Source organism: Paenibacillus sp. S-12 (assembly GCF_030363895.1).
GTDB lineage: Bacteria > Bacillota > Bacilli > Paenibacillales > Paenibacillaceae > Paenibacillus_B > Paenibacillus_B alvei.
Genome location: NZ_JASIUF010000005.1, coordinates 673,224 through 692,691 on the forward strand (window position 1 = coordinate 673,224; position 19,468 = coordinate 692,691).

General features: G+C 47.8%; 20 protein-coding genes, 1 riboswitch and 1 other annotated feature. Of the genes, 18 read left to right on the plus strand and 2 right to left on the minus strand.

What is annotated here, in order from left to right; genetic code table 11:
- Positions 1-218 precede the first annotated feature (218 nt).
- From metE to NO352_RS05975, 5 genes are all read left to right on the plus strand, one after another.
- A complete protein-coding gene (gene metE, locus NO352_RS05955; RefSeq protein WP_289355179.1) occupies positions 219-2,543 on the plus strand; it encodes a 5-methyltetrahydropteroyltriglutamate--homocysteine S-methyltransferase in 2,325 nt (774 codons plus the stop codon).
- 360 nt (positions 2,544-2,903) lie between these two features.
- Positions 2,904-3,398, plus strand: coding sequence for a DUF3939 domain-containing protein (locus NO352_RS05960; RefSeq protein WP_005550456.1), 495 nt, complete (start codon positions 2,904-2,906; stop codon positions 3,396-3,398).
- Between the two features lie 158 nt (positions 3,399-3,556).
- The gene (locus tag NO352_RS05965) at positions 3,557-3,961 is read left to right on the plus strand and encodes a DnaJ family domain-containing protein (RefSeq protein WP_005550455.1); all 405 of its coding nucleotides are present in this window, start codon (positions 3,557-3,559) and stop codon (positions 3,959-3,961) included.
- 152 nt (positions 3,962-4,113) lie between these two features.
- Positions 4,114-5,052, plus strand: a complete 939-nt coding sequence (gene glsA, locus NO352_RS05970) for a glutaminase A (protein WP_005550454.1) — start codon at positions 4,114-4,116, stop codon at positions 5,050-5,052.
- A 102-nt stretch (positions 5,053-5,154) separates the two neighbouring features.
- Positions 5,155-5,565: a YuzC family spore coat inner layer protein gene (locus NO352_RS05975; RefSeq protein WP_005550453.1), complete on the plus strand. Its 411-nt coding sequence runs from the start codon at positions 5,155-5,157 to the stop codon at positions 5,563-5,565.
- An 87-nt stretch (positions 5,566-5,652) separates the two neighbouring features.
- Here NO352_RS05975 and NO352_RS05980 read toward each other — a convergent pair whose 3' ends face one another.
- Positions 5,653-6,291: a nitroreductase family protein gene (locus NO352_RS05980; protein ID WP_005550450.1), complete on the minus strand. Its 639-nt coding sequence runs from the start codon at positions 6,289-6,291 to the stop codon at positions 5,653-5,655.
- 416 nt (positions 6,292-6,707) lie between these two features.
- On the opposite strand from NO352_RS05980, the gene NO352_RS05985 reads away from it, so the two are divergent.
- The 3 genes from NO352_RS05985 to NO352_RS05995 all read left to right on the plus strand — a co-directional run bounded on the left by NO352_RS05985 (position 6,708) and on the right by NO352_RS05995 (position 10,058).
- Positions 6,708-7,568 carry a DUF72 domain-containing protein gene (locus tag NO352_RS05985; protein WP_289355058.1) on the plus strand — a complete coding sequence of 287 codons (861 nt, stop codon included), beginning with the start codon at positions 6,708-6,710 and terminating at the stop codon, positions 7,566-7,568.
- A 141-nt stretch (positions 7,569-7,709) separates the two neighbouring features.
- Positions 7,710-7,809: riboswitch (purine riboswitch) on the plus strand.
- A gap of 288 nt (positions 7,810-8,097) precedes the next feature.
- Entirely contained in the window at positions 8,098-8,709 is a 612-nt protein-coding gene (locus NO352_RS05990; protein WP_171417678.1) for a xanthine phosphoribosyltransferase, read from the plus strand.
- Complete coding sequence (locus tag NO352_RS05995; RefSeq protein WP_216633901.1) at positions 8,706-10,058, plus strand: nucleobase:cation symporter-2 family protein; 1,353 nt, start codon at positions 8,706-8,708, stop codon at positions 10,056-10,058. Before NO352_RS05990 ends, NO352_RS05995 begins: the two co-directional genes overlap by 4 nt.
- Positions 10,059-10,390: 332 nt before the next feature.
- On the opposite strand, the gene NO352_RS06000 is transcribed toward NO352_RS05995, so the two are convergent.
- Positions 10,391-11,257 carry a DegV family protein gene (locus tag NO352_RS06000; protein WP_289355059.1) on the minus strand — a complete coding sequence of 289 codons (867 nt, stop codon included), beginning with the start codon at positions 11,255-11,257 and terminating at the stop codon, positions 10,391-10,393.
- A gap of 232 nt (positions 11,258-11,489) precedes the next feature.
- Here NO352_RS06000 and NO352_RS06005 point away from each other — a divergent pair, with 232 nt between their 5' ends.
- From NO352_RS06005 to NO352_RS06050, 10 genes are all read left to right on the plus strand, one after another.
- Complete coding sequence (locus NO352_RS06005) at positions 11,490-11,672, plus strand: hypothetical protein (RefSeq protein ID WP_040736741.1); 183 nt, start codon at positions 11,490-11,492, stop codon at positions 11,670-11,672.
- Between the two features lie 240 nt (positions 11,673-11,912).
- A complete protein-coding gene (locus tag NO352_RS06010) occupies positions 11,913-12,815 on the plus strand; it encodes a DUF3895 domain-containing protein (RefSeq protein ID WP_268623156.1) in 903 nt (300 codons plus the stop codon).
- A 138-nt stretch (positions 12,816-12,953) separates the two neighbouring features.
- Positions 12,954-13,193 (plus strand) — a binding site (T-box leader).
- 90 nt (positions 13,194-13,283) lie between these two features.
- On the plus strand, positions 13,284-15,056 hold the full coding sequence (gene argS, locus NO352_RS06015) for an arginine--tRNA ligase (RefSeq protein WP_289355060.1): 1,773 nt from the start codon (positions 13,284-13,286) through the stop codon (positions 15,054-15,056).
- 395 nt (positions 15,057-15,451) lie between these two features.
- Positions 15,452-16,039: a TetR/AcrR family transcriptional regulator gene (locus NO352_RS06020; protein ID WP_289355061.1), complete on the plus strand. Its 588-nt coding sequence runs from the start codon at positions 15,452-15,454 to the stop codon at positions 16,037-16,039.
- 132 nt (positions 16,040-16,171) lie between these two features.
- Complete coding sequence (locus NO352_RS06025) at positions 16,172-16,513, plus strand: DMT family transporter (protein ID WP_005550434.1); 342 nt, start codon at positions 16,172-16,174, stop codon at positions 16,511-16,513.
- Positions 16,513-16,827, plus strand: a complete 315-nt coding sequence (locus NO352_RS06030; RefSeq protein WP_268623158.1) for a DMT family transporter — start codon at positions 16,513-16,515, stop codon at positions 16,825-16,827. Before NO352_RS06025 ends, NO352_RS06030 begins: the two co-directional genes overlap by 1 nt.
- Before the next feature lie 178 nt (positions 16,828-17,005).
- Positions 17,006-17,983 (plus strand): serine hydrolase domain-containing protein, encoded by a 978-nt coding sequence (locus NO352_RS06035; protein ID WP_289355062.1) that lies wholly within the window; start codon positions 17,006-17,008, stop codon positions 17,981-17,983.
- Between the two features lie 108 nt (positions 17,984-18,091).
- Positions 18,092-18,559 (plus strand): double zinc ribbon domain-containing protein, encoded by a 468-nt coding sequence (locus tag NO352_RS06040; protein ID WP_005550428.1) that lies wholly within the window; start codon positions 18,092-18,094, stop codon positions 18,557-18,559.
- Between the two features lie 123 nt (positions 18,560-18,682).
- Positions 18,683-18,808 carry a hypothetical protein gene (locus tag NO352_RS06045; protein ID WP_289355063.1) on the plus strand — a complete coding sequence of 42 codons (126 nt, stop codon included), beginning with the start codon at positions 18,683-18,685 and terminating at the stop codon, positions 18,806-18,808.
- Positions 18,809-19,061: 253 nt separating this feature from the next.
- A complete protein-coding gene (locus NO352_RS06050) occupies positions 19,062-19,400 on the plus strand; it encodes a hypothetical protein (RefSeq protein ID WP_005550424.1) in 339 nt (112 codons plus the stop codon).
- Positions 19,401-19,468: the final 68 nt, after the last annotated feature.

A 19,468-nucleotide genomic window follows, 5' to 3' on the forward strand; every position in this document is an offset into this window, starting at 1 on the left:
ATTCCATTATGCCTTCATGGACGTTTACGAGACATTTCTGTTATGGGACAGGAATGTCTTTTTTTGCATATTAAGGATGTAATGAATGCACAAGGCGATCCATAAACGTCTCATAAGGTGGAGTAGTGAGTTCGACTGCAATTCTAATTCCGTGTTAAGCGATAGAAATTGTCCAATTAATCCCGTACGGCAAAATTACGCATGAGAGGGGCAGTATGATGACAGCCAATTCAATCAAGACAAGCACAGCAGGTTACCCTCGGATCGGATACGACCGGGAATGGAAAAAGGCATTGGAGCAGTATTGGGCAGGCAACAGCTCTGCGGAGCAATTGGAGGATGAGCTGGAACGCATCAATGACGTTCGCCTGAAGACGATGCAAGAGGCAGGTATTGATCTGATTCCGGTCAATGATTACACCTGGTATGATCATGTGCTTGATATGACTGCTACTTTCGGATTGATTCCTTCACGGTTCTCCTACAATGGAGGTGAAGTAAGCGCGGATTTGCTGTTCGCATTGGCTCGAGGCACACAGGATGCCGTCGCTTGCGAGATGACGAAGTGGTTCAACACGAACTATCACTACATTGTGCCAGAGTGGGAGGGCAAGGCTCCGCAATTGACGGTCAACCGCCCGCTGCAAGCATATCGCAGGGCTAAGCAAGCCCATGGCATTGAAGGAAAGCCAGTCATCATCGGCCCCTATACGTATGTCCGCTTTATTAAAGGGATTAAACCGGAAGAACGCTTGAATGTACTTCGTCAATTCGCTGGAGTATATGGACAGCTTTTGAGTGAATTGGAGCAGGAAGGCGTGAAGACCGTTCAATTGGATGAGCCGGCATTCGTTCTGGAGATGCCGCACGAACATTGGCCGGCAGTGCAGGAAATATATGCTGAGCTTCGCAAGGCGGCTCCAAGCTTGTCGCTATGGGTGCAAACATACTTCGATGCAGTATCAGATTACGAATCGTTCGTGTCGCTTCCGGTAGATACGCTCGGTCTTGATTTTGTTCATGATAAAGGTAGAAATGAAGCAGCACTGCGTAAATTTGGATTCCCAGAACAGAAGCAGCTTGCCATCGGTATCATTGATGGCCGTAATATTTGGCGTACGGATCTAGCCGCAGCAGCGGCTTGGCTCGAATCGGTGGAAGGTATTGTCCCGAGGGAGCGCTGGATCGTACAGCCATCATGCAGCCTGCTGCATGTACCGTTGACTGCGAAGCGGGAGATTGAATTGCCAGCCCCTGTTAGAGAAGCCTTGGCGTTCGCAGACGAGAAGCTGGAGGAGACTGCTGCGCTTGCTCGTCATTTCTCAAGCCCAAGCGAGGAGACTCGCGCAGTGCTCACAGACAGCGGCGCTCGCGTTCAAGCTTGGCGCAATGAGCCTTCGAGACAGCGTCCGCAAGTGGTTCAGGCTTTGGAGGAGCTGCTTCGGACAGAAAAAGAAAAAGGAATTGAACGCCTTCCATTTGAAGAGCGCAAGGAGCTGCATCGTAAGCGCTGGCCTTCCTTGCCGCTGCTACCGACAACAACGATCGGAAGTATGCCGCAAACTGCGGATATTCGCCGCGCTCGCCTTCGTTTCCGCAAGGGCGAATGGGATGCAAAGACATACGAAACGTATTTAGAAGATGAAATGACACGATGGATCCGCATTCAAGAAGAGATCGGAATTGACGTTCTGGTGCATGGCGAGTTCGAACGGACAGATATGGTCGAATATTTCGGTGAAAAGTTAGATGGGTTCGCATTTACAAAGTTTGGATGGGTTCAATCCTACGGTTCGCGCTGTGTGAAACCGCCAGTGTTGTATGGAGATGTTGCGTTTACAGAGGCAATGACAGTGAAGGAAACGGCATTTGCTCAATCCTTGACTTCTCAACCGGTTAAAGGGATGCTTACTGGCCCAGTCACAATCTTGAACTGGTCTTTTGTCCGCGATGATATCCCGCGTGAGCAAGCTGCGTTCCAACTGGCCTATGCGCTTCGCCAAGAGATTGCCGCGCTGGAGAAAGCCGGAATCGGCATGATCCAGGTCGATGAGCCGGCGGTAAAGGAAGGCATGCCGCTGAAGGCAGAGGATGCTGTTTATTACACCGATTGGGCGGTATTGGCGTTCCGCCTTGCCACCTGCGGAGCAGCGCCGGAAACGCAAGTGCATACGCATATGTGCTATTGTGATTTCTCCGATATGGTTGACACAATCCGCAAGATGGATGCGGACGTCATTTCACTTGAAACGGCACGAAGCGGCGGCGATATGATTGGAACGCTGGAGAAGCAAAGCTATGAGCTTGGCATCGGACTTGGCGTCTATGACATTCACAGTCCCCGCGTCCCAGCGGTGGAAGAGATTGATCGAATCATCGAACAGGCACTGCGCGTGCTTCCAGTAGAGACGTTCTGGATTAACCCGGACTGTGGTCTGAAAACTCGCCGCGAGCCTGAAACAGTAGCAGCATTGCGCAACATGGTAGAAGCAACGAAGCTTGCTCGTGCCCGTCATGCAGCGGCCGTATCAACTGAAGCATAAGCTTGTTCATTACCACTCCCCGCAACATGCAATTATACCTCAATAGGATCATTTAAGTAGGAAAGGGTCATCTCTCGCAATCATCGTGATTGCCATGCAGGGATGGCCCTTCTTTCTTAAAGTGGAGTGGAATAAGAAAGATTAAAATTTGAAATATGCAATAGATGGCATATGGACAACTTGATTTCTGGACATGAGTAAAGGAGAACGAAAATGGTTATTTATACGTAAAGGATGTCGAGATATAAGGATATATCGAATGAAGAAAAGATATGGTATAATAGAGATGTAAGCGGATACATATCTCCTGCTTCCATCTTCCCGTACCCTACTTCCGGAAGCAGAAAGGTGGGATCTGATATGCGTTGGATTACACAATGGTTCAAACGGAACAAACAGGTTTCTCCATCGGTACGTAAAAGGGTGCACGTGACTGTGGAGGATGTGCGCAGAGCGGTGCTTCAATACGAAAAAGATATGCCGAATGAAATCAAACGCACAACACTGATGCTAGCAGATCACAGCATTGATTTGAAGCGTCTGCGCCGTTACTTGGGCGGGGAATCGGATCAGAAATTTTATATGTCCCAATATACGTACGAAATATTTGATGAGAAAGACAAGCATATTCCGATATATCTCGATATGGTGCAGGCTGCGGTGGATGATTATTTGGATGAACATGATGATCTTCCCGTACTCTCGGGCACGCGCAATCGCCAAGTTCATTATGACTTGCTCGTGCAGCGCCACTATTTAAAAGAGAAGCCGCCAATCTCGCTTTACTTAACGACCGAGCAATTTTTGCTGACACATGAAGAGGATTGGCATAAAACGCAAGGAGCCCTCAACTGAGGCTCAAACTGTATAGGGGAACAAGAGCTTGCCTCCTATGATGGGAGATAAGCTCTTTTTGTTTATTTTCCAGTTAAAATTCTGGGGCGATTAGTGGTATCCTATTAGATGGAATGTCTTCGTTATTTATAGTCGAATGATGAGCGAGGTGCGTAATCATGGACATCATCGGATGGATGGCAGAGCAGAAAATTCAAGAAGCGATGAAGGAAGGCGCATTTGATCAACTGCCTGGCAAAGGGAGGCCATTAGATCTGAAAGATTTGACCCATGTTCCTGAGGAATTGCGGCCTGCATATTTGATGATGCAAAATGCTGGACTGCTGCCTGAACCTATATATCTTGGACGTGAAATCGTACGTTTGGAGGAGCTTCTTGCAGCGTGTGATCCAGAAGATAAGCAAAGGATAGGCGACACTCGGAAGCAGCTGAATGAACGGAAACTCCGGCTGCAGATGATGATGGAGGAGCGTGGGTGGACTGTTGTGCCCGCGTTTGCCCAATATGAATCGCAAATCGTAAGCAAGGTGACCGGTGTCACGAAGTCTCCCGATGAGAAGTGAAAATTGGACAAACTAGACTCAGGAGCAGCTCATTTGACGCATGTGAATTCGTTATCTATGAAACGATAGATATAACCGTACATATTGAAGCAGAGCAATGCAGATAGGTTCATTGCAATGTTGGGATAGAAGGAAGGAAAGGTGTACATGGTATGACGACCTATTGGCAACAACTTAGAAGAGAGCTCCCTCAATGGGTAGAGGAGAGCCGGACTGTATCACAGGATGGAGAGGTCGCTTCTTATATACCCGGGCTTGCAAGTGCTCCGAAGGACGCGCTGTGCATATCCTTGTTCGGTATTCAAGGTGAACAAGTGCATGCAGGCGATTGCAAGTTAACGTTTACGATGCAAAGTATATCCAAAGTATTTTCACTGCTCCTCGCTTTGCTCGATAGTGGTGAAGCAGGCGTATTTAGTAAGGTAGGCATGGAGCCTACTGGAGATGATTTCAACTCGATCTTGAAGCTTGAGCTCGTTGATCCGGGCAAGCCGTTCAATCCGTTCATTAATGCGGGAGCAATCGCGATCGCCTCGCTGATTGAAGGCGAAACTCCGCAAGAAAAATCGATGCGCATGCTTGAATTCATCCGTGAATTGGCAGATGACCCAACGATAACATGGAATGAAGAGGTGTATCAATCGGAGAGAGATACTGCCCATCGCAACCGCTCGCTCGCTTACTTTTTGAAGGATAATGGTGTTCTTCAAGCGGATGTCGAGGATACGCTCGAAGTGTATTTTCGCCAATGTGCGATCGAGGTCAACACAGACCATCTTGCGCGTATGGCGCTTGTCTTGGCGAATGGAGGCTGCAATCCTCAGAACGGGCGCTGCTATATTCCGAAGCATTATGTACAAATTGCGAATTCATTCATGGTAACATGCGGCATGTACAATGCCTCGGGAGAGTTTGCAATTCAAGTGGGGATACCGGCCAAAAGTGGAGTTTCCGGGGGGATTCTTGCGGTAATCCCAGGCAAGATGGGGATCGGAGTGGTAGGTCCCGCCCTGAATAAGAAAGGAAATAGCGTTGCAGGCGTTCATTTGCTCGGCGCATTGTCGGAGCGATATGATTGGAGCATCTTTTAATACTGTGAGAATATGAAAAGAGCACACGAAATAAGTCCTCCTCACATAGGCTGACATAGTACCTCTTCGTACGGATTACGCAAGAAACGAGGGATGTGTAAGATGTCGTCCAATGAACTGGGGATTACGTATCGTGTGGGCTCAAACCAATCCATTGTACGAGTAACCCCTGTCCGTCCGGTAGCAGGCAAGAGTGAGCGCATTCCGGATACGTATCCACCCGTTGATTCGAGTAAATTTGTATCATCTGCAGATAGTACCCATTCTCTAGCAGAACAGGCTGTCCGCGTGCTGGATCGCCTAAGGAAGTCGAGAACATTAGCGACTGCTATTATGGATGCTGCACAGCGGGGAAATAGAACGGAAGTAACGCGTTTAATTCGGGATATCGGTGTACAATCGAGGCTGGAAGTGAAGTCTACGCCTGATGGTATCAAGTTGACTTTCAATACGGATTCTTCGGAATCACGGTGCTGTGAATTGGAAGTGAAGATGCGTTGGAATCCAATGTAATGACGTCAAAAGCGCCTCATCCTAGGGATGGGCGCTTTTGTTACTTTCGAATCATATTGTTGATAGGCAAGCATGAATCATGCTAGCTTATTGGTTGGCTGGAAATGTCTCATGAAATACAGTGCGTTCCAGAGGCAGGCGGCTTGTAGCATGCGCTGGAGCAGCAGCTTTGCCGAGTGTGATCAGCATGACCGGCACATAGCGGGATGGGATATTGAATTCTGTAACGAACTGCTCCTTATTGAAGCCGCCCATCGGGCAAGTGTCCCATCCTTTGGCTTTTGCAGCCAGCATCAATTGCATGGAAGCAAGCGAACCGTTGCGAATCGCTTCTTCGGTACCAAGCTGTGCAGATGATTCATAGGCGCGATTAATGTTGCCCACCAGTGTATCATGCACTTGCTGTGTGATATTGCCTGCTTGAAGCTGCTCGCCGTACAATTCGGGAGCCATCAAGTTCGCTTGTGTATCTCCAAGTACAGCAATCACCGCTGAGCAGTCCACAACTTGCTGTTGATTGTACGAAATCGGAAGCAGCTTTTGTTTTGTTTCTTCCTGTTGGAAGACGAGGAAGCGCCAATGCTGCAGGTTCCATGAAGAAGGAGCAGAAGCAGCCAACTCCAAAATTTCGTTCAATTCTGTTGCAGCAATCGGAGTATTTGGGACGTATTTACGTACGGAATGGCGCGAAAGCATTGCTTCGCTTGCAGTCATCGATATAGTCATCGTAATTGTCATCCTTTCAAGGCGATATACGCATATAAAATGCTAACGAGTATCTTGTGATGGATAATATTGTGCTAACGAATATATAGTAGCATAATTATCGTTATTGAATCAATGATCAACCTATTTGAAGACAGAAACAAGCAGCATCATCTTCAGTGTGTGCAATTGTTCTCCGAAAGGAGCGGACACAATTGAAATCCTATGCGAAAGATTGCACAATAGAGAAGGGGATTATAGGGGCAATGGATAGAGTCCTCGCTGCTTTCGTTTAGCCAGGGAAAAGGGATTAGGAACAGCGAGGCCAATCACTTCAATTAAGTTTGTTATATAGAATGTACTTTATATGTACTTTATACATAGATGGAGTCGTAAATCAACATAGGCAGTAGCATCTGATGCGAAAGGAGTCGGATATGGAGCATTATCAAATCGAAATTGGGCTTGCAGGCTGGGGAGATCAGGACGCACTGTACGGGCCAGGTACACGAGCCAATGAGAAGCTAACGGAATATGCCAAGCATTTTTCCATCGTTGAATTGGACAGCTCCTTTTATGCCATTCCATCTCCTGAACGGATGCAAGGCTGGAGTAAGCAGACACCAGACAGCTTCGGATTTATTGTGAAGGCGTATCAGGGCATGACAGGCCATTCTCGAGGAAAGCATCCCTTCACAAGCACGAAGGAGATGTTTGAAGTATTTCGCCAATCCGTCCATGCACTTCTGGAGAGGGGAAGGCTTAGAACGGTGTTGTTCCAGTACCCGCCTTGGTTCCATTGTGATCGGCGAAATGTTGACATCTTACGGCGAACGCGAGAATGGATGGAGGGGATTCCTGTCGCTTTGGAATTTAGACACCAGAGCTGGTTTGCAGAACCGATGCGAGAGCGTACACTCGACTTTATGCGTGAGGAAGGCTGGATACATAGCATCTGTGATGAGCCGCAAGCTGGCGAGGGGAGCGTGCCGACAGTGCTTGTCCCGACACAGATGGGAGCCACGATGGTTCGTATGCATGGTCGCAACGAATCTGGCTGGAATGCAAGCGGACAACCGAATTGGCGAGATGTTCGCTACTTGTATCGCTACAATGAACAAGAGCTTCAGGAATGGAAGGGGCATGTCCAGTCGCTTCTGAAGGATACGAAGCGCTGCTGGGTCATTTTCAACAATAATTCGGGCGGAGATGCAGCGCACAATGGCAAGCAGTTCAAGCGAATGCTAGGGATGGAGGATCCGCCGCTTCCGGCCGAGCAGCTGACATTATTTGATTAAGGTGGAAATTAGGAGATGTTATCAGTCAGCATCGAATGAAGACAAGGGGCGACAACATCTGATAATAGCCCTCTGAATTTGTCGTATTTTCAGAAATTGTTACTTCCTTTCAATAAAAAAATGAGGTATACTTACCGCTAACATCATAAAGCAGCGTCATCTCGTATATGTGCAGGAATTGGCCTGCATGTTTCTACCCAATCACCGGAATGATTGGACTACGGGGAACCAACGTGCCGCAGCCTATCATATGAAGCAGGCTTGTACATCGCCCATAGGGTATGCTGCAGCGCGGCCGTTTCATCCAGCTGTCAGCCAGCGGGGAAACTTGGTTCACAGTCGATCGCATGCTTGCTTGATTGAGCTTATGGGATATAGGGCTATTCCGTTTGTATTCAGTCATTGCATGCAACTATCGCACAGCCCGGTTCCAATCACCTTCATGCCGAAGGTAGATCAGGAGCCGGGCTGTTATCGTATGAGAATAAAGAGAGATGCACAGCTGCACACATCGAAAGGGGAACTGAACATGAAACGGCTTCAGGATAAAATTACGCAAGAGGGACTAGTGTTGGGCAACAATGTATTGAAGGTGGACTCTTTCCTTAATCATCAAATGGATCCAGGGCTAATGCAGGCGATCGGACAAGAATTCGTCCGCCGCTATGCGGGGGAACGTATTACGAAGGTGCTCACGATTGAATCTTCCGGGATTGCGCCAGGGTTAATGACAGCATTAGAACTGAATGTTCCGCTCATTTTTGCACGCAAGCAAAAATCACTCACTCTGCGTGAGGATATTATTGTAGAGAAGGTGTATTCCTTCACGAAGCAAGAGACGAATGAAGTAACGGTATCCAAGCGCTTCTTGTCCGCTGATGACCGTGTACTGATCATTGATGACTTCCTCGCGAACGGCGAAGCGGCTTCTGGCTTGGCTCGCATCGTCGAGCAGGTGGGAGCTAGTGTCGTTGGATTCGGGATTGTAATTGAAAAGTCGTTCCAGCCAGGCCGTCAAATGCTGCTCGATGCTGGCTATCGTGTAGAATCCCTTGCTCGTATCGCGTCATTGTCTGCGGACGGTGTTGCATTTGTAAATGAAGCTGTAGAAGAAGCGAAGTCCGAGGCGGTGCAGCAATGAGTCAAATCGACAACCGCATATTTGTGAAAAATCGGCATCCGCTGCAAACCTTCTCACTTGGCTTGCAGCATGTATTGGCGATGTACGCCGGAGCCGTTATTGTTCCACTCATTGTGGGCGGTAACTTAGGATTCTCACAAGAGCAAATTACGTATTTGGTTGCGATTGACTTGTTCATGTGCGGCATAGCTACTTTGCTGCAAGTATTTGCAAATCGGTGGTTCGGTATTGGAATGCCTGTCGTCTTAGGTTGTGCCTTCCAGGCGGTCACGCCAATGATCGCAATCGGCAAGGACTTCGGCATATCCTATATTTACGGCGCTATCATAGCGATGGGGCTGTTTGTCATCTTATTCGGTGGTTTATTCGGCAAATTAATTCGGCTGTTCCCTCCGGTTGTAACGGGCTCGGTCGTCACAATAATCGGAGTAACCCTGATTCCTGTTGCGTTCAATGATTTGGGCGGCGGTCAAGGGAATCCAGATTTCGGAAGTCCAACGAACTTACTGCTCGGATTCGGTGTACTTGTGTTCATTGTCATTATGAACAAGCTGTCTGGCGGATTTATTCGTGCCATATCTATTCTGCTGGGTCTTGTCATCGGAACGACAATTGCGTCCTTTATGGGACAGGTTGATTTTACGCCAGTTGCAGAGGCATCTTGGTTTCATGCGGTTCAGCCATTTTATTTCGGTGTTCCGAAATTCAACATGACGGCCATTCTGACGATGATTATCGTTGCAATGGTTGGCATTGCGGAGTCGACAGGCGTGTTCATGGCATTAGGCAAAATTGTTGGCCGTGATGTAGACTCCAAGGATTTGGCTCGAGGGTATCGTGCGGAAGGCTTGGCGATTACAATTGGCGGGATTTTCAATGCGTTCCCTTATACCACATATTCGCAAAATGTAGGACTTATCCAAATGAGCCGGGTGAAAACGCGAGATGTCATCGTCGTAGCTGGCTGCTTGCTGATGCTGCTTGGTCTCGTTCCGAAAATTGCAGCTCTCACAACACTTATTCCGAAATCGGTGCTTGGCGGTGCAATGGTTGCCATGTTCGGCATGGTCGTATCGAGCGGACTGCGCATGCTCGGCTCACAGGTGGATATGAATCGCCATGAAAATCTGCTTATCATTGCCTGCTCGGTCGGCATGGGGCTTGGAGTAACGGTAGTTCCTCAATTGTTTGCAAGCTTGCCGTCAACGGTGCGCATTTTGACGGACAACGGAATCGTAGCGGGAACGTTCACTGCTATGGTTTTAAATTTGCTGTTCAATGGGACGAAGCAACCGACAAGTGAATTGCAGAAGGATGAAGAAGAGATTAGTCATTCCGCAGCTTCCTAATTGTAGATGGGAAGTTGAAAGTTCTGTCCTTGTTTATAGGATAGATGTTAAGCCCATTGGATCATTCCAATGGGCTTTTTTATACATGGAAGGAGAATTGCTTCAAAAGTCCAAGGTAGACGGGAATGATTTGGAGAACCAGCTTCCAAAAAGGATGTGAGCCGCGCGGGTAGAATAGGAACGACATAAAAAGAAGTAAAAAGAAGTAAAAAGAAGCCCTCAAGATCAGACCGTAATGCTGATTCTGAGGGCTTCTGTGTTGCACGGAAATACATCAAGAAGCGTGCTGCTCTACGCAATTTCAAGTCAATAGATCGTGAGAGCTGCACCAACTATTTAGAATAGGACTTATTCTGGAAAAAGAGAGCCAAGGTTCCGGGACCGGAATGTGCACCTACTGCACAGCCTATTGAACTAATAAGGAAATTCGTCATGCCGAAGCGCTCTTGGATGAGAGCCTTCAATTGCTCCATCGCTTCTGCGTCATCTCCATGAGCAATGCCGATTACTTGCTGTTTATCATTCAGATTTGCCCGCTCCTCCATGAGGTCAACAAGCCGTTGAATGGATTTCTTTCTACCGCGCACTTTATCGACGGGGATAAGTTTACCATCCTCAACATCCAGCACGGGTTTAATATTGAGCAAGCCGCCGATGACGGCTGAAGTTTTGCTGACGCGCCCGCCGCGATACAGATATTGCAGGTCGTCGACTGTGAATACATGCTCCATTTGCCGAGCAAGCGACAGTGTCTGTGTAACAATCTCTTCTCGAGACAAGCCTTCGCGCGCCCAGAGGGCAGCCTGACGAACGACGAGACCAAATCCTAGGGAAGCACATTTCGTATCGATAATGCTGCAAGTAAAAGTTGGAAAATCATCTTGCACCATATCGTGCATAATGCGGGACGAAGCATAGGTGCCAGATAGCTCAGAAGAGAATGCAATATAGATAGCTTCATCGTTCGCTTCCGCAATGGATCGGAACGTTTTCTGCAATACCTCCATAGAGAGCTGCGAGGTTTTATATATGCGGCCTTCACGCATGCCATCGAACATGGCCTTAGGTGAAATGGTTACACCATCCTCATATTGTTCATTGTCTATAGTAACGATTAGCGGCATGACAGTAATTCCTAGCTCATCTATAACAGATTGAGGAAGGTCTACAGCACTGTCGGTAAGAATGCGAATTGCCATAATCATACTCCTTTCATCTTTCCATCCACTTTCGAAGTTCAAAATCATCTGACCATTTCCATCATACCACGAGTTGTCGAGAAAGCGGTGAAGGAAAACAACCTTCTTGGCACATACATTTATTGGTATTTTTTTCGATAGGAGCTGGTATGCCATTGATGAGTCATATTTTTATTCGCCCGCTCATAAGGGTAGGAGAACGAATGAAATGATAGGAAATGAGGGGAACGGAATGGCGAAGAACAAACGCGGCAAATCATTGTGGAATCTGCCTTCACGTGGGCGTGGGACATGTCCGGTCTGCGCCAGTACACGTATTAAGCTGTTATATAATCGGACAAGGGCGAACGGAGTTCAGATCAAGGTGTGCAAAAAATGCTTTCAGGCCCCACAGGAGCGAATTGATGCATCCTAATCTTAACTTCGGCTAAGCTTGCGCTGAATGGACAGAGTCGAACTTATGTCTGTATATGATGCGTAATCTGCTCACTCCTTATTGATCAGCTCTCTACCAACCCTAAAGAAGCTGCCTGTAGTTTGTACGGAAACGTATAGATGATTGCAGGACAGCTTCTTTGCTGTCTTGCCTGTTTCTTTCTATACTTCGTATCCTGTACAATAGAATGGAGTTGAGCAAGCCCGAGGAGGAGAAAGAATGATATTAACGATCCAGGAACGGGATGAAATGTTATCACAGCTCAATGACACGCAGCGGGAGTTTCTGACACATTATCTCGTTCGTTCTCGCCGTACGGCGTTCGCGAATGCGATGGCGAAGGAGAAAGGGCATCATGTTCCAGCAAATGCCGAGCCAGAGGACATTGAAGCGCTGCTTGATGATTGGATTTATACCGGTTATAAGGATGCAGGCACGATAAGTCCAGAGCTGCGATGCGAATGCGGCCGTTCCCTACGCTACCAGCACGAGGTGAAAAATCGAAAGACAGGCGAGATCAAAAAGTTCGGCATTGAGCATCTGAAGGAGCATCTTGGCATTGATGCAGCCATCGTTGCGGTGATTAAAAAGGGGTTCGATGCCATTGATTATGAGCTTGATGAAATCTTGGTGAAGCTGGCAAGTAATTGGCAGCCTGCACCAGATTCATTGATACATGCTGATTTACCCGAGCACATGAAGCAGCAGCTATCGCTGGGACTTCCTTTGCTGGACAGGCAGCTTAACGTGTTGAAGCACAGGCCTGTTGTTCCTCAAACTCCATCTAAGGCTGTTCCACAGCAGGCTGATCCTAGGCTGGCTTCCATGCCTGAGGAATTTGATTTATGGTCGTGGACAGAATCTGCGGAAATCCAGGAAGTAAGCTATGATGGTCTTACTGCATCCGAACAAGAGGCGGTGAAGCAGTATGTGGCGAACGGTGTGGGCAGTGCTCGCATCATCAGCGAATTGCTCATACGTGATCATGGTTCGCCCGAACGCCGATATATAACAGGCAAACCTAAGATTTATACGGATGTGTGTCAATTTATTGAGCGCACCTTCACTAAGATTGCGATAGAATTTAATGGAACGGAAGATCGCAAGTACACGATGAAGTGACAAAATTGGTGTTGGTGCTGTAGATATCGTTCCAATCTCGTTGAACGTACAAACGCGCTCGCTTTTTTGAGAAATAGGCAAAAAGAGGTTGATTTTTCCTGAATGTTGTGGATATAATGTGTGAAATGAAAAATGGAAGCAACAACGATGAACGGGAGAGTACTCTGCAAGCTCCGTAATGCAGCGAATCGGGAGGGTGGAAGCCGATACGGAATGAAGAGGAAGCGGACCCGGGAGTTGGCTCTTTGAACTGCCTCACACGAGCCCGTAGGAGAGCCCGGCACAGCCGTTATTTATGGAGTGGATTCCTATTGAAGCACACTGCTTCCGGTAGGATCAATAAGAGTGGCACCACGGATTCAAGCCTCCGTCTCTTTGCAGACGGGGGCTTTTTGTCGTGTTAAGAGTTGAATCGATGCCCATGACTTATGTTGCAATATGTTAATCAAAATGAAGGAGAATGAGCTTATGTTAAAACAGATCGCTGCACAACGATTAGAGCCAATGTTAGAGATGAGTGGATACGATATCGAGCGTGCCTTAGAAATACCGCCGCAAAGTGAATTGGGAGATCTGGCATTCCCTTGCTTCCCGCTCGCAAAGCAGTGGAAACGCGCTCCACAGCAAATAGCAGGCGAGCTCGTAGAACGTATCAACCAAAATAGCGATGCCTCACGAATACATGCTGTTGCATCAGGCGGGTATGTGAATTTATTTTTCGATAAGGACTTCTATGGAGAGACGTGCCTTGGACGCATGCTGGAGCCGACTTTCGGGAGGCTGGCGGATGGTTCAGGGCAGCGCGTTGTTATTGATATGTCGTCTCCGAATATTGCAAAGCCATTCAGCGTCGGTCATCTGCGTTCTACGGTAATTGGCAATGCTCTCGCTCATCTGTATGAGGCTGCCGGTTATGAAGTGGTGAAGGTGAATCATCTAGGGGATTGGGGGACACAATTCGGCAAGCTTATAACAGCATACAAGCTATGGGGCAATGATGAGACGCTGCGCCAAGATCCAATCCGCGAAAGCTTGAAGCTGTATGTGAGGTTTCATGAGGAGGCCGCACAGCAGCCGGAACTGGAAGATGAAGCACGCGAATGGTTCCGCAAGCTGGAAGCGGGAGATACAGAGACTGTTCAGCTATGGACGTACTTCGTGGACGCCAGCATGATTGAATTTAATCGGATGTACGAGCGGCTGGGGATTCGTTTTGACTACTTCCTTGGGGAGAGCTTCTACAATGATAAAATGGATCAAGTGGTGGCACGATTGCAGGAGCTTGATTTGCTGGAGGAAAGCGATGGGGCAATGGTTGTTCGATTGGAAGATAAGGGCATGCCGCCATGTCTTATTTTAAAGTCAAACGGTACAACGATTTACCCGACTCGTGACTTGGCAACTGCGATTTACCGCAAGGAAGTGATGAAGGCTGACAAGTTGATTTATGTGGTCGGTGCAGAGCAGCAGCTTCATTTTCAACAGGTATTTGCCGTGCTTGGCAAGATGGGATATGAATGGGCAGAGCAATGCGAGCATGTGCCATTTGGCTTGATGACATTTGAAGGGAAGAAGATGTCGACCCGAAAGGGGAAGGTTATTTTTCTAGATGAGGTGCTGAATGAGGCAGAGAATCGCGCGCTACAAATCATTGAAGACAAAAATCCATCCTTGCCGGATAAAGGAGCAGTTGCATCTCAGGTGGGCATTGGCGCGATTATCTTCGATGATTTGAAGAGCAGCCGCATGTTGTCCGTCGATTTCAGCCTGGAGGAGGCGCTGCGTTATGAAGGGGAAACAGGCCCTTATGTGCAGTTTACTCTTGTTAGAGCTAAGAGCTTGCTTATGAAGGGGGGCTTGGAGTCTCAACCGGATTCCGCTTCTGCTTCTGAAATTAATGCGACTGCTCGAAACAGTGCGGACAGTTGCATGGCTCATCTGCGTCAGATACCGGAAGCGGCAGGGAATTGGAAAATGAGCCCAGAGGCATGGGCTTGCATCAAGTCCATTTCTAAATACGAGCGTTCGCTGCAGCAGGCGCTAGCAAGCAATGAGCCTTCCATCTTCGCGCGATATATTCTTGATGCAGCGAAGCAATTCAATCGCTTCTATCATCAGGAGCAAATCCTTGTTGAGAATGCGCTTGAACGCCAAATGAAGCTCCGTATCGTTGCTGTCGTTGCACGTGTGCTTCAGGAAGGTCTAGAGAAGCTGGGGATTCAGGCACCGGCGCATATGTAGCGCTGAGATGGCGACAATTGTTGGGGCAGATGCTCAGTGGAATAAATGGGTTGTGCATTCCGCTGTATGCTTAGCGGGTGAGGTGTGGAGCGGGGGAAGTGCAGGAAAATGGCTTGCAGGTAATAGCATATAATTGATAACTGCACGCGAGCCGTGGATTACTAATCCAACGGCTTGTGTGCGGAAAAGCAATTGTATGGATTGTGGAAGTATCGCTGCAGAGATTCATAGGGACATAATGGCGACATGGTTCCTAGTCTTGACAATAAGACTAGGATGTGAAAAAATGAGCCTAACGAATATTAGTTAGGAATTGTTCGCATCAAGGTAAGTACGCAAAGGCTTCGTTGCAAACGTTGCCTAACGAATGTTAGTTAGTAAAGGAGCTGAACAAGATGACGGCTAACCGAATTATTGAAGCAGCGTTGAATCATTTTGCTGAGCATGGCTATGAAGGAGCGTCTCTTGCCAATATAGCGGAGCAAGTGGGCATTAAAACCCCTTCCATCTATGCACATTTCAAAAATAAAGATGATTTGTTTTTACGTGCAATACAGCGCGCCATTCAAGTAGAGATGGGACAATTGCAGCAGTTCATTGATTCATGCCGGACGCACTCTGTTGAAGATACGCTGTATGGTCTGATTCGGCAATATGAAGTGCGCTACGAGACAACCAGTCATTTGAAGTTCCTGCTGAGAATGATGTTCTTCCCGCCTGTTGCGATGCAGGAGCGGGTTATGGAGTTGGTGAATGGTTATTTGGATCAAATGGAGCTGGTGCTTTCAGAGGTGTTCCAGTTGGGCATAGAAAGGAAAGAAATTGCCGCTCTGGATGTAGGGATGATGACGGTATCCTACATGTGCCTTGTAGATGGCATTCTCGTTGAGATGCTGCTTGGGGGGCCAGAGAGATTTCAGCGGCGCTTTGATGCATCTTGGCGCATGTTCTGGCGCAGTCTTGCACGAACAATGGAGCCATAAACATTTGTCCAGATTAGATATGGAAGTACGTGCTGTAGAGAATACTAACGATGCTTTTGGTATGTCAGAATTTGATGGTTCAGATAGATAGAGGTTATGCGTGGATAGAGAACAGCAAGGGAGTGGAGAAGGATGAATAAGCATTGGATTTATGTGTTTGTGGCGGCTTTTTTCGAAGTGTTCTGGGTAATTGGTTTAAAGCACGCCAGCAATGTATGGGAATGGGGAGGTACGATCATTTCGATCGCTGTCAGCTTCTATGTGATGATTATGGCCGGCAAGCAGCTTCCGGTAGGGACGGTCTATGCCGTATTCGTAGGACTAGGGACCGCAGGTACAGTGTTTGCGGAGATGGCATTCTTCGGCGAACCGTTCAAGGCGATTAAGGTGCTGCTTATTCTTGTTATGCTGATGGGGGTTGTAGGACTGAAGCTGGTTACAAAGGACAAGGAAGCGAAAGGAGCTGAATCGTAATGGCATGGATAAGTCTCATTGCAGCCGGTATCTGTGAGATGCTTGGCGTGGCAATGATCAATAAGCTGAACCAAGATCGCAATTGGCAATCATTTTTGTATATGTCGCTTGCCTTTAGCGCTAGCTTTATCTGCTTGTCCATTGCCATGAAGTCGCTGCCGATGGGGACAGCATATGCCATTTGGACAGGAATTGGTGCATCTGGCGGAGCGATATTAGGAATGCTTTTCTATGGTGAATCCCGCGATTGGAAACGGATCGTCTTTATTGCGATGGTGCTTGGTGCTGCTATTGGACTAAAGCTTGTAGCTTAATATCTCACACCTAAATCGTCTCCCAATACTCATTGTGGAGGCGATTTTGTGTCTAATCGTTAGTAAATGAAGGAAACACCGTCGATAGTATCGAAGTGGATATAACGTAATACTTACGATTCATTCATGTTATCGAGCCAGCGCGCTGTGATGGCACAGGAAGGGGATATGGCGGGAAATGAACCTGGCGGCATGGGCAGATCAATTATTGGAGCAGCATGGGTATAATGGATCGATCTTACTGGCGTCACATGATGAGATCCTAATCAGTAAAGGTTATGGCCTGGCGAACTTTGAGACAAGGCAGGTCATAAATAAGGATACGATATTTAAAATAGCTTCGATAGCCAAGCAGTTTACAGCTGTCTCAATATTGAAGCTGCAGGAAAAAGGGCTGCTTCGCGTAGAGGATACGCTATCGAAATATGTCCCTGAATGTAAAGGACTTGCAGATGTGACCATTCACGAGCTGCTTACCCATTCCTCAGGCTTAGATGAGGATGCTCTGATTGATTGGAACGTGAATGAGGATAGAAGACCGCTGCATACGTTGGCCCTTCATACCGTCATGCCAGCAGGTGCAAGGGGGGAATATCGTTACAGCAATTTCGGATATGCCCTGCTTGGACTAATCGTGGGGCGGCTGTCGGGGCAGCCGTATGAAGCATTTATCGAGAAGGAGCTGTTCGCGCCATTTGGAATGATAAGAACGGGCGGTCGTATGGATGTGCTGCGCCATGAAGCGAATATAGGATTAGGCTACAGTAGAGGAGAGCCGGCATGGAAGGAAGATATTCCAAGCCATAATAGTGCAGGCAGTATTGTTTACTCGGCTGTAGAGGATCTGTACCGCTGGGATCGTGCGCTCCATTTAGGCCAAGCTGCAAATCAAGAATCGCTGAAAGCGATGTTCACGCCTCATGTGCGCATTGATGAGGAACGGAGCTATGGATACGGCTGGGTCGTGTATCAAGAGCGTCCGCATATCCGTTATCATAATGGCAGCTTGTCTGGATACAGCTGCACGATGATTCGCGATGCGAAATCGGATTCTGTGTTAATCGCCCTAAGCAATCTGGCGGACACAGGAATGCAGCCCATCGAAGCGCTGAAGCAGGGCCTGAAGGAGCACTATCCGGAATTCATGCAGCTATAGCCTAACGGTTGGACGGAAAAAAGAAAATGTCGGAGCTGATCGAGCATCTAGGAAGTAAAGCAGTGCCTATTCAGAATTAGGAGTGGTCATAGAAAGGAGTGCTCCAGCATGGCGATTAAAATATGCAGCAACTGCGGAGAATCGAACAAGGAATCCGCAATGCTATGTATCGCGTGCAGTCACTCACTGAAAGATGCCACCATAGCGGGAACGCCAGAAGATGAGAAGCAATACAACGGCATCTTGTCGGTGAATCAAGCAGAGCTTACATGCTCCCATTGTCACGAAAAAGTAGAGCAGGGCGCTTTAAAATGCAAATATTGTGGTTCCGTCATTCCAAGCCAATCCGAGCAAAAGCTGACATCTGAAGCAACTGCTCAGCCGTCTTCGTCAGAGAGCGGGCCAGGCTGCGCTGCACTTCTGCTAGTATTAGTCGCTACCGCCATTTTCCCTCTAGTTGGTCTACTCATAGGCGGGGTACTGGCATTCCACAATGATAAGGACAAGCAGAACCTGGGCACTGTGCTGTTAGTGCTTGGTCTGCTATTGGAATTAGGGTACTGGCTGCTGCGGTAGCGGAATGCTGTATCCTTCTTGACAGCGTGAATAAGATGTTGCAACTTGTTTAGGAAATATATCCATAAACAGCGATGACCAAAGCGTGAGAATGAACGTTACGCATGCGCAGAGAGGAACCTAATGGGTGTGATGGTTTCCTTGCAACTTCATTTTCCCTGCTTTGCAGCTGCAGATTTTGATCTGCCGGGCGGCCAGCCCGTTATTATGCAAGCAAGAGCGGTCGGTGTATGCCGACCGCTGAATTAGGGTGGTACCACGACAACGCATTCGTCCCTGTAGAGGGGGAGTGCGTTGTTTTTTTGAGGAGTGTATACGAATTTGCCGCTGGGATGGAAGGTGCTGCGGAATCTGTAACAAGCTGGTCTCACTGGATCAGGCAGTGATAGCGGTGAAAGCATGCAAGCGAGGGATAAGAAATGATGCGTTGCGGTTATGAATGAAACAAGTGATTCATAAGGTGGAAGTGTATGACATTCTGAAGGAATGGAGGTCGAATGCCATGAATATGCCGACTCAGTCATTTCATCAGCCGCAGCCGTCTCAAGCAGAGCAGCAGGTTGTGTATCAGGCGGATGGTTCCTTGGTTCAGGCGCTGCGCGAGACACGTGATCATATACATCATGTCTGCCATTCGTATATGAACCGACCAGTTCGCATTCAAACAATTGATGGTTTTACCTGTGATGGTGTGATCGTAAATGTGGATCGGGGAATCGTTTATGTACAGACACAGCAGCCGGTAATGCAGCGAGGCTTGTATAATGCCTACATGTATAACAACGTTATTCTGCCGCTTGTCCTCTATGAATTATTAGTCATTACACTGATGGTTACATAGACATAGCCCGGATTGAACAAAATATAACTTCATCCAGTGAAGTTATTGAGATTACCCCTGCTGATAAA

Coding starts and splice junctions, on each gene's coding strand:
- NO352_RS05960 (WP_005550456.1), top strand. CDS start 2,904: ATGCGTTGGATTACACAATGGTTCAAACGGAACAAACAGGTTTCTCCA.
- metE (WP_289355179.1), top strand. CDS start 219: ATGACAGCCAATTCAATCAAGACAAGCACAGCAGGTTACCCTCGGATC.
- NO352_RS06040 (WP_005550428.1), top strand. CDS start 18,092: ATGGCGATTAAAATATGCAGCAACTGCGGAGAATCGAACAAGGAATCC.
- NO352_RS06035 (WP_289355062.1), top strand. CDS start 17,006: ATGAACCTGGCGGCATGGGCAGATCAATTATTGGAGCAGCATGGGTAT.
- NO352_RS05965 (WP_005550455.1), top strand. CDS start 3,557: ATGGACATCATCGGATGGATGGCAGAGCAGAAAATTCAAGAAGCGATG.
- NO352_RS05995 (WP_216633901.1), top strand. CDS start 8,706: ATGAGTCAAATCGACAACCGCATATTTGTGAAAAATCGGCATCCGCTG.
- argS (WP_289355060.1), top strand. CDS start 13,284: ATGTTAAAACAGATCGCTGCACAACGATTAGAGCCAATGTTAGAGATG.
- NO352_RS06030 (WP_268623158.1), top strand. CDS start 16,513: ATGGCATGGATAAGTCTCATTGCAGCCGGTATCTGTGAGATGCTTGGC.
- NO352_RS06025 (WP_005550434.1), top strand. CDS start 16,172: ATGAATAAGCATTGGATTTATGTGTTTGTGGCGGCTTTTTTCGAAGTG.
- NO352_RS05980 (WP_005550450.1), bottom strand. CDS start 6,291: ATGACTATATCGATGACTGCAAGCGAAGCAATGCTTTCGCGCCATTCC.
- NO352_RS06045 (WP_289355063.1), top strand. CDS start 18,683: ATGGGTGTGATGGTTTCCTTGCAACTTCATTTTCCCTGCTTTGCAGCT.
- NO352_RS06020 (WP_289355061.1), top strand. CDS start 15,452: ATGACGGCTAACCGAATTATTGAAGCAGCGTTGAATCATTTTGCTGAG.
- NO352_RS06050 (WP_005550424.1), top strand. CDS start 19,062: ATGAATATGCCGACTCAGTCATTTCATCAGCCGCAGCCGTCTCAAGCA.
- NO352_RS05990 (WP_171417678.1), top strand. CDS start 8,098: ATGAAACGGCTTCAGGATAAAATTACGCAAGAGGGACTAGTGTTGGGC.
- NO352_RS05985 (WP_289355058.1), top strand. CDS start 6,708: ATGGAGCATTATCAAATCGAAATTGGGCTTGCAGGCTGGGGAGATCAG.
- NO352_RS06005 (WP_040736741.1), top strand. CDS start 11,490: ATGGCGAAGAACAAACGCGGCAAATCATTGTGGAATCTGCCTTCACGT.
- NO352_RS05975 (WP_005550453.1), top strand. CDS start 5,155: ATGTCGTCCAATGAACTGGGGATTACGTATCGTGTGGGCTCAAACCAA.
- NO352_RS06000 (WP_289355059.1), bottom strand. CDS start 11,257: ATGGCAATTCGCATTCTTACCGACAGTGCTGTAGACCTTCCTCAATCT.
- glsA (WP_005550454.1), top strand. CDS start 4,114: ATGACGACCTATTGGCAACAACTTAGAAGAGAGCTCCCTCAATGGGTA.
- NO352_RS06010 (WP_268623156.1), top strand. CDS start 11,913: ATGATATTAACGATCCAGGAACGGGATGAAATGTTATCACAGCTCAAT.